Below are 12159 nucleotides of genomic sequence, written 5' to 3' on the forward strand. Positions count from 1 at the left end.
CGCGGCGGGGAACGGGCGCTCGCAGGGCCGCCTCTTCCTCCCTGTTCCTGCTGGCCGGGGCAGCGCGCGACGCGCGCCGGCCTGCGCCTCGCGCCGCCGCGCGCCCTGCCCTTCCGGATGCCCATGGGAACGACCCTCGACATCGCGATCGGCCTCGTCAGCGTCTTCTTCCTGCTCAGCGTCCTCTGCTCGGCCATCCACGAGGCGCTCGCCGGCGTGCTCCGGCTGCGCGCGCTCAACCTGGCGCAGAGCATCGAGATCATGCTGGCCGACAGCGAGCTCGACGCGCACGTGAAGCAGTCGCCCGGCGCCGCCGACACCGCCGCCCCCAAGAGCTCCCCGCTGGAGCAGGTCATGAGGCGCGCGGCGCGGCGCGCTGTCGAATTGGTGCGCACCCGGGTGATGCCGGGACCGCTCCCGAGCCCGCTCGCGGCGAAGCTCCGCGAGCACCCGCTGATCAAGGATCTCAAGTACGGCTGGGTAGGGCCGTCCTACATCCCGTCGCACGCGTTCGTGGCCGCGCTCATCGACACCCTGCGGCAGGTCCCCTGGCCCGACGGCGCCGCGGCGCTGCCCCCGCAGGCCGGCGCCGCACCTTCGCAGACCGGCGCCGCGCCTGCGCCGGCGGGCGACGCCGCTTCCGCGCCCCCGCAGCAGGCGAGCGACGGCGTCCCCCCGGCGCAGGCGAGCGCCGCCGCGCCTGCGCCGGGCGAGATCGCGGCGGCGCCGAGCCGCGACGAGGACCCGCTCGACGAGCTGAAGCACATCATCCGGAGCATGCCGCCGAAGAGCGATCTCCGGCGCGCCCTCGCCACGATCGTCGACTCCACGGTCAAGGACATGCGCGAGGCCAACATCCGGCTGGAGCGCTGGTTCAATGACGCCATGGACCGGGCCGCCGGCCGGTACAAGCGCCGCGCGCAGCTGATCATCAGCGCGACGGCGCTCGTCCTCTGCGTCGGGTTCAACGCCGACAGCATCCGCCTCGCGGGCGCCCTCTCGCGCGACGCGGTGGTGCGCGCCCGGCTGATCGCGGCGGCGCAGGAGATCGCGAAGTCGCCGCCCCGCGCCGCGCCCCAGGCCGGCGGCATCGACCAGAACGAGGACATCATGGCCGCGATCGCCGAGGGAAGCGGCGCGCGCTCCCGGCTCACCGGGCTCGACATCGAGATCACCTGGGGCGTGAAGGCCCCCGAGCACACGAGCGTTCCGAAGCTCTGGAACGCGATCGCGGCGATCCTCGGCCAGGGCATCGTCGGCTGGATCCGCGGGGTGCTCGACAGGCTCCTGACCCCCGGCATCCTCATCACCGCGGTCGCTGCCTCCCTCGGCGCGCCGTTCTGGTTCGATCTGCTCAACAAGCTCGTGAACCTCAGGACCGTCGGAAAGAGCCCCGAGCCTTACGAGCCCCCCAAGGGCGCCGGGCCGGACAGCAGCGTGACCCGCTGACCGGCGCGCGCGGCGCCCTGAGCCGACCAGCCGAGCGGTGCCCTCACCAGAGCACCGGCGCAGGCTAACCGTGTACGCCCGCTCTCGTCGCGAGCTCGTACACTTGCGCGGCCCAGGCCAGGACCGCGTGCGCATCGCGGGCGGCGGGGTCCTTCGCGCCCATCGCGTCGAGGATTGCGAGTACCCGCCGTCGCCCTTCTTCGTCGCCACAGGCCCAACGGTTCATCGCTTCCTCGAGCGGTGAGATGCGGCAGATCGGCGCACGGTCTTCGGGAGCTTCAGGCTCGCTCTGCCATCCAGGAGTCGCCTCGTCCAGGACCGATCGAGCGAACGAGAGGAGCGCCGTCGCCACTTTACCCGCTGGATCGCTGTGGTAGGCATTGAATCCTTCTTCGATGAGCGCCTGCACGTGCCCCTTGCTCAACGGGACAACACGCCATTCCATTCGTTGAATCAATGGTTTTAGCTTCGATCTTTGGCCCTCGGATTCCACTCATCCCCCGCTTCCTACGCCCGGCAGGGTCGTGTTCAGCGGTGAACGCTCGACGTCCTCCCAATCGGATCCGCGTGCAGGGCTTTCGCCACCATCTTCGTGCTGTAGCGGGAAGCTCGTCAGGTCGGCAGCGCGACGCGCGGGCTCGGCCCCCGCCCCGGCGCGAGCGGGGAGCGGCGATCGCAGCCGCGGCTGTGGAGGCGGCGGGAGCTTGGCCCGCGGGCTCCCGGCAGCGCGCTCAGGAGATGGCACCACAGGCGGAGGAACATCGAATGCGCGAGGGGGTATCGCGAGCGGACTCGGCGGTACCGAGGTCGGCGCGGACGGCGCCGCCGGACGCGCCGGGCCCTCGCGCCGGGTGGTGGGCTCACCGAGCAGGCGACGGTAGCGGTCCCGCTCCCGCTCCGCCTTCTCCTTCGCCTCGGTGAGGGCTGACACCTCGTCCTCATGCGCGTGCTCGCGCGCCTCACGAAGCCCGCGCTCGCGTCCCAGGGCTTCGCGCGCGGTGACCGCGAACCCGATCGCGACGCAGGCGATCATCGCGAGCCCGAGCGGCGAGACGAGCCACATCGCACCCAGCATGTCCTCCATCTTCCCTCCTGAACCGTGAGCATTTTTGTCCGACGCATGGCGGAACCCGGCTTTGTGCTGCCCGACGACAGCACCGACCGCACCGCTGGCTTGGCTGTTGATGGACAGCCGACCCGTCAGCGAAGCTGCCTGAGCATCTCTTCGCGCTCCGCGGCGAGCCGACCGCGCGGGAACTCCTCCGCATGTGCCTCGAGCAGCCGGTGCGCCTCGAGATCCGCCTCTGGGCCGCGAGCCTCGATGGCCTTCCGGGCCTGGTTGATCAGGCTCAACTCGCGCGCGCTGATCGCCGGCTGCGCGGGCGTCGCCGAGGACGAGGCGCGAGGGCCAGTCGCCACCGGCGGAGTGGGCGTCGTGCTCGCTTCTGCGCCGGCCTGTCCGCCGCGGCGCTCCGCCGGGAGCGCAGGGGCCTGCTCTGTGGCCGATGCGGATGACGTCCCGGCCGGGCCGGCGCGGCGCTCCGCGGGGAGCGGCGCAGCTGCCTGGCCCGTCAGCTCGGTCCAACGGCCATCGAGAGCCGACCGGACCCACGACTGCAGCCTGGACGAGGAGGTCACAGCAGTGACGATGGCGCTCATGAGCACGACGGTCGCACCCTGCAACAGAAACCTCCAACTCCAGCGGAGCAGGGACGCCATCCACCCCTGGCGTGGAGTGAGCCCGAACGGAACGACGCACGCGGTCTCGTCCAATCCGCGCGAGCGTTGCTTCGCCCTCCGGCGTTGCGCCGCCTCCTCCAGCAGCTCGCGGGCTCGACGGTGCAGCGTCTTCACGGCGTCAGGGTGAAGCCCGAGCTCCACCGCGATCTGGGCCAGCGGGATCTCCTCCAGGTCATGCTTGATCAAGATGTCCCGGTACTTCGGCTCGACACCGTCGATGAGCTCCCGCAACACGGCTTCCCGCTCGCGCCACCTGAGCAGCTCTTCCGGCGTGGGGTGTTCGTCGTGGAGCTCGGGGTCGTCCGACGGCGTCAGCACCTCTCGCCGGCGGCGCGCGCTTCGAACATAGTCGCGCGCCTGGTTGGCTGCGATCGCGATCCGGTACGGGGTCGGGTCCCCGCCGGCCTCGATCCGTCCCTCCGCGTCGAGCCCGCGCAGCAGCGCGTCCTGCGCGACGTCCTCGGCATCGCGCGCCGGGACCCCGAAGCGCCTCGCCAGGCGCCGGAAGAGCTCGAAGCTGCTGAAGGTCCCTGCTGGCTTGCCCATGCCGGTAGCACGTCTGAGCGGCCCTCCCGGGGTCAGAAAAGTGAACGGTCCGGGTCATTTTGGTAGGACAATGTGTCCCCGTGCGCCACCTGCGCACTCGCACAGCACCCGGCGCCCAGGAGAGATGACAACATTGCTAGCTCGCGCTGAAATTTCTCGCGACAAACGCAAGCGCATGGCGATTTCACCCGTCATTGACGCCGAGCGGATGGCGCAAGTACCGTCATGGCATGCGTTGCGCTCCACAGTTGCTCTCGATTCTCCTTGCGCTCGGGGCATCAACATGCCTAACGAGCGCAGCACGCGCCCAGGGCAGCTCAGTAACGACAAGGTCGGGAGGCCACTCGACGGTGAAGGACCATGTTCGCCGTGGCCAGAGGGCGCGCGCGGCGGGGCAGTGGACCGAGGCATATGCCGCCTACAAGGCGGCCTTCGAGGCCGCAGACGCAGCGTCGAGCACGGAGCGTGAGCGCGCGGAGCTTGCTGGGGAGCTCGGCCTCTGCGAGCTCGCGTTGGGCAAATACCGCGACGCGGCCGAACACCTCGCCTGGAGCCTCGAGCAGCGCGAGGCGCTGCCGGCTGCGCTGCAGAAGCGATTCGAGGAAGGGCAGCGCAAGGCAACACCGCACGTCGCGAAGCTCCGTGTCTCCGTCGACCCGCCGGACGCCGAGGTGTTCGTCGACGGCAAAGCCGTCGGCCGCATCGCGCGCGTCTATACGCTGTTCGTCGAGCCGGGGCTGCACACGGTGCGGGCCCGAGCGCCGGGCGGCGAAGATGCGTTTCACTCCGTGCGCGCCGTGGCGAAAGCGGAGCACGAGATCTCTCTGCATGTATCGCGCGCGTCGGTGAGCAGCGCCAAGGAGGGCGCGCCGGTCTCACCGAGCGAAACGCCGCGCGCCCCGCGCTCTCCGGCGGCTGCGCAGGCGCGGCCTCCCAGCCCATGGGCTTCCTGGCCGGGGACGGCGCGGATCGGCGGCATCGCGGTGACGACGGCCACGGCGGCGGCCGGTGCGGTCTTCCTCCTGCGCGCTCACGTCGCCCACGGCGACCTGCGCGAGGGAAACCTCGCGCGCCGCGCGCAGGGCTGGACGTCGCACACCTGCCGGGAAGCGAGCGCCCCCGCGGCGTGCGCCGACGTTCACGACCAGGTGAACGAGCGGGACCTGTTCGCCACCCTCGGCAAGGTGTCGCTGGTGACCAGCGCCGTGTTCGGCGTGGCGACAGCGGCCTCGTTTTTCACCGAGATGGCCGTCTTCGGTGCCGGGCCGAGGTCCACTGGTATCCGCGCCGTACCCATGGCAACGAGCGAACAGGCGGGGGTGCTCCTCGAGGGAGCATGGTGAGGAGGGGGCTAGGTCATGCGTTCTAGATCCGTGGGTCGCAGTCGAGGTGTCCTCCGCTCGCTGGCGTCCGTCGCGCTCGGTCTGGCCGGAGCGGCCGGCAATACGGGGTGCTACTCGGACAGCTGCGCCAACTCCTTCATGTGCGAGCCGGAGCCATCTCCTTGTGACGGGGATCCGAAGACGGCGACGGCGCTCGACATGTGCGGCGTGTTCGTCAGCGAGCAGGGCGACGACAACAGCCCCGGCACGAAGGACGCGCCGGTGAGGACGTTGCAGCACGCGATCGGGCTCGCAGCGCACGTTCGACGCGACGGCCAGGCGCCGACCCGGCGCGTGTACGCGTGCGGCGGGTTGTTCGAGGAGGCCATCTCGCTCCCCCAGGGTGTCGACATCTGGGGCGGCCGTCTGTGTGCCGGCGGCGACTGGTCCTATGGAGGGCCGCTCGACGAGCAGAACGCGTTGACCGTCATCGCGCCGCCCGTGGGGATCCCGGTGCGGGTCCTCGGGGGGGACGACGATGCGGTCATCGCGGAGGAGAATGCGACGTCGGTGATCTTCGGCGTGCGCGTCGAGGCGGCCGACGCCTCCGCAAGGGATGGCAAGTCGTCGATCGCGATGCTCCTGGAGCATGGGGCCAGTGCGATCGTGCAGTCGAGCGTGATCCTCCCAGGCGACGGCAAGGACGGAGAGCCGGGCGAGGACGCGCCGAGCTTCCGCGCGAAGGCCGGCGTGGTTGGGAACAACGGCGCGGACGCCTGCACCGCGGACGCCGCGCGGGGCGCCCTTCCGGTCGTGACCGTGTGCGGCGACGGCATCGAGTCGACGAGTGGCCAGGGAGGCGACGGAGGCCTCGAGACGGGCGGCGACGGGACGTCAGGACTGCCAGAGCCGGTCGGGACTCCGGAGAACCGCGGCCTGGCTGGCGAGGGCGCGTCCAGCATGGCGTGCAAGCCGGGAGAGAACGGAGGAAACGGCGCCGATGCAGAGCGCGCTGCCGGAGCGTCGGGCGCTGGCCTCCTGGGCGTCGATGGATGGGTCGGCGTCCGCGGGGAGCACGGGAAGCCGGGCGGCGTCGGCCAGGGCGGCGGCGGAGGTGGGGGCGGCAAAGGGCGCGACGACATGAACGCCTGTCCGGCGGGTCGGGCCCAGCGCGGTGCGGCCGGCGGATCGGGCGGCAGCGGCGGCTGCGGGGGCAAGGGGGGCAAGGGGGGCGGCTACGGCGGCGCGAGCATCGGGATCGTGGCCTTGCAGGGGAGCAACCTCACGGTCGATGCCAGCACGGTCCTCGGGGCCAAGGGCGGCAACGGCGGGGTCGGCGGAACGGGCCAGTGGGGTGGCCTTGGCTGGGAGGGAGGCAACGGCGGGGTCGGTTCTGTGACCGACACGTCCACGCGCGGGTGCCGCGGCGGCGGTGGCGGCCACGGCGGTCGCGGGGGCGACGCCGGCGGCGGTCTCGGGGGCCACTCGCTCGGCATCGGCTCCGTAGGCGCCTCCGTGGCCATCTTGGAGACGGCGACGGTCTTGCCAGGACAAGCCGGCATCGGGGGGCTCGGCGCCAATTCAACCCCGGAACGCCCGCTCGGCCAGGGGCAAGGCGGGACTGCGCAGTTCTGGTACCCGTTCGATGCGCCAGACCCGGAGCCGCCTCAATGAAACGCCCTGTGCTGGCGGCGTACGTCAGGAGACGCCTATGAGGAAGACCACCGCTGCTGCCTTCGTCCTTCTATTGTCGCCGTGGGCGACCGGCTGCGGAACCGCTCCCGGCGTGAACGACCCTGGCGTGACGCCTTGTGAAGGCACCTCGTGCGAGGACGAGCCGCCTCCGGAGTCGGTCTGCGTCGAGCACGTCGCCGCCGGTATCCTCGACGACGGCTGCGGCGTGTTCGTCGCCGGAGCCTACGGTTTTGGCGACGACAGGAACCCCGGCACGAAGGCGAAGCCGGTGTTCACCGTCGCGCGCGCCGTCGAGCTCGCGCGCACTGGAAGAGGGCGCGTGTTCCTCTGCAACGACGGATTCATCGTGGATCAGATCAGGGTGCCCTCCGGCGTGGATCTCCTCGGGGGCTTCCACTGCCGGAAATGGGAGCGCGACCCCCTGCGCCCGTGGACCCTGTTCAATCCCGAGCGGGTCTTCGGCCCCTTGGTGATCGTCGAGCCCTCGGCCCCAGGGGACACGGGGGCCGCAGACGGGGTCTCGACGCTCGCCGATCTCCACGTCCCGAGCTGGGGCCCGGTCGGTGTGCTCGCTCAGTCCAACACGGCGGTGGAGATCCTTCGGAGCGAGATCTCCGCCAGCGGAGGGGATGGAAACGGACACGGCGAGAGGTGGCCGACCAAGCAACCGGACGGACCGGATGGCATGTTCGGTGGGGACGCGTGCTCGGCGGCCATCGTCGCCGGCGGGCCTGCAGTGGTGAACCAGTGCGAGAGCGGGCTCACGAGCGTTGGCGGCAAGGGAGGGGATGGGCTGCCCGACAGCGCCGAGGATGGAGGCGAGGGGGAGCCCGCCAACCTTTTGCCTCCCGCCCGCGGTGGTATCGGGGAGCGGGACAACCTCAGTTGCAGCAGCGGATCCGAGGGGGGCCCGGGGGCTTCGGGCACGCAGGGCGTGCCCGGCAAGGGCATCGGGCGCCTCACCGAGACCGGATGGGAGGGCGACACGGGGGGCGAGGGAACCTGGGGCACGCCGGGCCAGGGCGGCGGCGGCGGCGGCGGTCGTCGGGGCGGGCTTGCCGTGTGCGGCGTGGCCTCGAAGGGTGGCCCAGGAGGAGGCTCGGGAGGGGCCGGCGGTTGCGGAGGCCGAGGAGGCCGCGGGGGAGGGAACGGTCAGCCGTCCATCGGCGTCCTCGCGCTTCACGCCCGGGTGACCGTGCGCGACACCAAGATCACGGCGGACTTTGGCGGCAATGGCGGCAACGGCGGGGAACCCCAGCGCGGCGCCATAGGCGGCCGAGGCGCACCGGGCGGAACGCTGGGGGACGATTTCGCTGCCTGTTACGGCGGCCAGGGCGGCGACGGAGGGCCAGGCGGCTACGGCGGCCCGGGACGCGGCGGCGACTCGATCGGCATCGCCTACCTCGACGAGGACCAGCTCACGCTCGAGGGCGTTACGATCGAGACCGGGCAGCCGGGCAAGGGCGGCACCAGCTGGAACCACGATGGCAGCACGACGGTGGGAGAGAGCGGCGAGGCTCACAAGACGCTGCGGTTTCCTCAATAGCCGAAGTCACGTCATGGGAGATCGGCGCGAATCTCGGCGACGGCTATGAGGAGGCTTTGGGGTCCGAGTCCACGAGCCAACTCGCCAGAAAGCTGGAGGCCCAAGCGACCATGGAGGCTGGCGGCTCGCCGTGACCGTCCCACGAAGCGACCAGCGCTTCGAGCTCGCGCTTGGCAGCTTCGAGCTCGCGCTTGAAAGCGACGCCGCGCGCAGTCTTCGGCGCCTCAAGGAGCAGGTGAATCTTCGCAAGTGCCGCCAGGACCTCCTCTCTGTGCAGTACCCCATCTGTCGTCACCACCCGGTAAGAAGAACCGCTCTGCACATCTGACATCAGAGTCCACAAGATGTGATAGATTGCCGCAAGGACGCTTAGTACCGCGATGAGCGAATCTGTCAGGTTGCTCGCTTCGACGTCCACCCCGCCCCCCGATACTTCAGACGGCGATGGCTTCACCCATGCACGCTGGTCCGAAAACAAACAGTCGTAGAGTCTGACCTCACCGGGAAGGCGCACGCTTGTTGTCACATCCGGCACGAGCACGGTCCCGATCTCCGGCGGCATGCATTCGCAACCGAAGGCCATTTCGATATCTCGGGAAATCCACTCCGCACATGGCTGTTCTTCGGGCAACAAGTCGAAGGTGACGTAGCGTTCCCTGATGTTGACGAACCTGAGACTATCGTCCGGCCGTGACACGAAAGCTGGATCGAATGGGCTTCGACGAACAATAAAACGCAAGCTTCGAAATGCGACCGAGAACAAGTCGCTCGCCTGTTTCACGAACTCGACCGTGCACGGCCTGTGAACAACGTAGTACGGAGCCAAGAAACTTATTTGAAACCACAGTGGGTCACTGGTGGATTTTCGAAGATCGATCGTGAATGAATAGCAGCCATCGCAGCCACCGGTAGTGAGGTGCAGCGAATGGTTTCTCAGCATACGGGGAAATCGGCCTTCGATGCGACGCAGCATGGAATGCCATCGCTCGTCCTTTGATGCCTGGATCCGGGCGGCCACGAGCCGGGCGTGCTCTTCGGTCTGGCGGATGAGCTCTTCGTCGACATCATCGGTGATTCCAACGCCACGGGGGTAGTATCGGTAGACGATGTCCAGTAGTTCGTCGAGGCTGTGTTTCATGGATTCTGGACCCTCGCGCCAATACCTTTGTAAAAATCAGACTCAAAACGTTTTATCATTCTAGACTTGAAGGTCTTGCAGAATATACCAGGCGGGAGATCCTCGCCATTGTCCTTCTTGTACACGTCATCCGCCGACAGATTCGCCACATCGGCGCTAATGCTGGCTGCCCTGTCCGACGAGATCGTCCCCCACTCTTCGCTTCGCAGTGGCATCCCGATGTGAACCATGCATGCATCGTCGCCCTCATTATTATGGCCGAAAGCCAAATCGGCCTTTGCCTCCTGCCAGCCACCTGCAACGCTGGCCCCATCGTAGGCAACGATGGTAACAAAATCGAAAGCCCGCGGGTCGATCAGTTTTTTACCTGTGCACCCCATGGTCGGAGCGCCGCTCTGCTGGCAGGGATCCGGCGGGCTCGTCGGGCTCGCGGCCGGCCTCTCCGTGCTGTCGCTGTCGCTCGGGCGCTCCTCTTCTTCCTCTTCTTCGAGTTCCCACTCGTTGCACGCGATCTTGCGCTCGCCGCCACCTTGCGGGTCGGCCCCGAAGTCACCGGATGCGGAGGAGGTGAAGACGGGGCGTGGCTCGGAGCCCGGACCGGCACCTGCACCCGAAGTTCTTTCCCCGACAGGATAGCAGTCGCCGAACGTCATGTTGCACGCCGCCAGCGCCCAAACCGCGATGATCAAGATCAATAATAGAGCTGTTCTCACGTTCATTTCTCACTCCATCGAAGCACAGGACCGGCGACAACGACGGCGGACACATAGCCCGGGAGCACCAGGCTGCCCCGACCGACCCAATCCACGTTGACGCTCACCGACACCCCCAGCGGTCCGGCGACGTACGCGTTGGTCTGCGCGTGGCCGCCCACGGCCAAGCCACCGACGCGGCCGCACAAGGTGACGCCGCACGCCGGCATGAGGTAGAACGCGACAGACGGCCCCGCGCTGATGTTGCCGTCCTTCCACGCGTACCCGATATCAACCGAGGTCTGGTTGTAGATCCCGAGCCCATCCTCCTGGATCGGGGGTAGGATCGTGCACAGGTCGTGCACCGTGAACAGGATGTCTCGCTGGATGGGCCACGATATGCCCGCGTGCGGCCCCACCGCGAGGCGCGGAATGGTACCGGCCTGGAGCCACCCGAGGCTCACACCGGCGCTCAGCTCGGACGCCTCTCCTTGCGCCGGTACGACGAGCGGGGGGACGACCAGGACCACCCATGGGATCCGCCGGCTTCCTGTGCCCATCGTCCCCTTCTCCCCTCTCCTCAACGGACGAGCAACGTGGCGACGGGCCATCCTTCTGATGCTAGGATTCGGCGTCAAACGGAATCCAGACGAGAACACGACCACGGACGCGGGTCGTAACGTCCAGAGCGTGCGCCATCGCGCACCGGCCTGCGAGGCGCGGGCGTTTGTCGGTCTCCTGGCAGCGGTGCCACGCTCCTCAGCGTCGAGCAGAGCAGCTGATTCTTGGAAGGCGCTCGCGGCCGAGGCAGGCGGCGGCGAGATCCCGAGGCGGGCGGCGGAGCGCGGCCCGCCTCGGTGGGCCATCAGGCGGAAGGAACCCTGACCTCAGGTCGCGGGCCGTTCACGGCGACGCTTCCGCGGGCTCCTCGTCGGCCTCCTCCTCGCCAGCCTCGTCCTCGTCGGCCTCCTCCTCGTCGACTTCCTCCTCGTCGACCTCTTCCGTCGCCGCGGCCTTGACGACCCGCGACTGGAGCTTCGGAGTGACGTCCTCGAAGGCATCGCCGTGGAGGTAATAGCCAATCTTCCGCAGGTCCGCGTGGCGCCGGACCAGGAGCGTCCAGAGCCGGTCGCGCATCGCCTCGGCCTCGCCGCGTTGCTTCGCGGCGGGCCGGCGGGCGCCGTCGGGGGTCAGGTTGTCGAGCAGCCACTCGCTCGCTTCCCGCAAGAGCTCGAACTCCTCCCGGGTGAAGGGGTGTTTTCCGCGGAGCGCGTCGGCGTGTTCCTCGTACAGGTGGGCCAGGGCCATGCCGTCGCTGGCCATGTCGTACTTGCCGCTGCCGGCGCGGATCTCCGCCACGACGTCCCGCGGCAGGAGGCCTCGCCTGGCGAGGGTCTCGGCGAGCGAGAGCATCGGCTCCCGCAGCTCGGCCACGACCTTGAGCTTCGCCTCGACCTCGCGGCTGCTGGCCGGCCTGGCGGTGACGCGGGTCGAGGCGAACACGAGCGCCCGGCCGAGGTCCGGCAGCGAGAGCACGTCATCGAGCGGCAGCTCGGGCAGCGCCCTGCGGACCCGCGCCGGATCGGCGCAGGCCGCCGCGACGCCCTGCTTCACGTTGGCGAAGGCGATCCGGACGTCGGCGCGACAGAGCTCGACGTCCCGGTCCGGAAGCGCGAGGGCCTCCGGGGCGAAGCGCTTGTAGCAAGCGCGGTAGGAGTGCTTCCCCGTGGGAGGCGACGCAAGCGCCTTCCCCGTGTCTTTGTTGTTGGTCTTGGCTTTGGCCATCCTGACGTTGTACGCGCAGCCGAGCTCGGCCGTGAACCTCGGCGTGGACCGGCCGTCGCCGAAAGCAAGAAAGCAGCGCAGGCGTCCTCGGCAGGAAGGCTCCGCACCTCGCGGATCAGGCGCGCGGGTTCACCAGCACCCCGCGCTGTGAGCGCGTAGGGTCACGTAGTGTCATTTTGGATGCTCTCCTGTAAACGTTCGGGCACACGTAGTGTCATTTTGGATGCTCTCCTGTAAACGCTCGGG

Annotated in this window: 10 protein-coding genes; 4 read left to right on the forward strand and 6 right to left on the reverse strand. The window is 69.2% G+C overall.

From position 1 onward, the window contains the following. Positions 1–123 precede the first annotated feature (123 nt). On the forward strand, positions 124–1449 hold the full coding sequence (locus WME73_RS37455) for a hypothetical protein (protein WP_437912663.1): 1326 nt from the start codon (positions 124–126) through the stop codon (positions 1447–1449). Positions 1450–1513: 64 nt separating this feature from the next. On the opposite strand, the gene WME73_RS37460 is transcribed toward WME73_RS37455, so the two are convergent. Together WME73_RS37460 and WME73_RS37465 are read right to left on the reverse strand one after the other, a co-directional pair. Continuing rightward, positions 1514–1858: a hypothetical protein gene (locus WME73_RS37460; RefSeq protein WP_437912664.1), complete on the reverse strand. Its 345-nt coding sequence runs from the start codon at positions 1856–1858 to the stop codon at positions 1514–1516. A 791-nt stretch (positions 1859–2649) separates the two neighbouring features. Further along, positions 2650–3735, reverse strand: coding sequence for a sigma-70 family RNA polymerase sigma factor (locus WME73_RS37465; protein WP_437912665.1), 1086 nt, complete (start codon positions 3733–3735; stop codon positions 2650–2652). Between the two features lie 230 nt (positions 3736–3965). On the opposite strand from WME73_RS37465, the gene WME73_RS37470 reads away from it, so the two are divergent. From WME73_RS37470 to WME73_RS37480, 3 genes are read left to right on the forward strand one after another with little or no spacing between them, the layout of a single operon-like run. Continuing rightward, positions 3966–5078, forward strand: coding sequence for a PEGA domain-containing protein (locus WME73_RS37470; protein ID WP_437912666.1), 1113 nt, complete (start codon positions 3966–3968; stop codon positions 5076–5078). A 15-nt stretch (positions 5079–5093) separates the two neighbouring features. Then, positions 5094–6731 carry a hypothetical protein gene (locus tag WME73_RS37475; protein WP_437912667.1) on the forward strand — a complete coding sequence of 546 codons (1638 nt, stop codon included), beginning with the start codon at positions 5094–5096 and terminating at the stop codon, positions 6729–6731. 37 nt (positions 6732–6768) lie between these two features. After that, the gene (locus WME73_RS37480; protein WP_437912668.1) at positions 6769–8298 is read left to right on the forward strand and encodes a hypothetical protein; all 1530 of its coding nucleotides are present in this window, start codon (positions 6769–6771) and stop codon (positions 8296–8298) included. Between the two features lie 43 nt (positions 8299–8341). On the opposite strand, the gene WME73_RS37485 is transcribed toward WME73_RS37480, so the two are convergent. The 4 genes from WME73_RS37485 to WME73_RS37500 all read right to left on the reverse strand — a co-directional run bounded on the left by WME73_RS37485 (position 8342) and on the right by WME73_RS37500 (position 11913). Beyond that, entirely contained in the window at positions 8342–9436 is a 1095-nt protein-coding gene (locus tag WME73_RS37485; RefSeq protein WP_437912669.1) for a hypothetical protein, read from the reverse strand. Then, positions 9433–10155 carry a hypothetical protein gene (locus WME73_RS37490; protein WP_437912670.1) on the reverse strand — a complete coding sequence of 241 codons (723 nt, stop codon included), beginning with the start codon at positions 10153–10155 and terminating at the stop codon, positions 9433–9435. Before WME73_RS37490 ends, WME73_RS37485 begins: the two co-directional genes overlap by 4 nt. Next, positions 10152–10688: a hypothetical protein gene (locus tag WME73_RS37495; protein ID WP_437912671.1), complete on the reverse strand. Its 537-nt coding sequence runs from the start codon at positions 10686–10688 to the stop codon at positions 10152–10154. Before WME73_RS37495 ends, WME73_RS37490 begins: the two co-directional genes overlap by 4 nt. 343 nt (positions 10689–11031) lie before the next feature. After that, positions 11032–11913 (reverse strand): hypothetical protein, encoded by an 882-nt coding sequence (locus WME73_RS37500; protein ID WP_437912672.1) that lies wholly within the window; start codon positions 11911–11913, stop codon positions 11032–11034. Positions 11914–12159 lie beyond the last annotated feature (246 nt).

This window comes from Sorangium sp. So ce302, assembly GCF_051530145.1.
Taxonomy (GTDB): domain Bacteria; phylum Myxococcota_A; class Polyangia; order Polyangiales; family Polyangiaceae; genus Sorangium; species Sorangium cellulosum_B.